1 pseudogene is annotated in these 241 nt (G+C 59.8%); it reads left to right on the forward strand.

From position 1 onward, the window contains the following. Positions 1-126: pseudogene (locus tag VSR34_RS39385) on the forward strand (DDE-type integrase/transposase/recombinase); the annotation flags it as partial. Positions 127-241: the final 115 nt, after the last annotated feature.

A 241-nucleotide genomic window follows, 5' to 3' on the forward strand; every position in this document is an offset into this window, starting at 1 on the left:
GCCGGCCCGAGACCGGCGCGCTGCATCATTCGGACAGGGGTAGCCCAATATGCCAGCGACGACTTCCAGCGCAAGCTGACGCAATACGGTATGCGTTGCTCGATGAGTCGCAAAGGAAATTGTTGGGGTGTGCCAAGAACGCGAACGTCAGTGCATCGACGTTTGCGGTGCTTTACTGGAGATGAAGGTAGGCCCTTCGGAGTCGGCTTGCAGGAGCGGGCTCCAAACCACCACGAGCTGC

The sequence above is a fragment of the Paraburkholderia sp. JHI2823 genome (genome assembly GCF_038900695.1).
Classification (GTDB): domain Bacteria; phylum Pseudomonadota; class Gammaproteobacteria; order Burkholderiales; family Burkholderiaceae; genus Paraburkholderia; species Paraburkholderia mimosarum.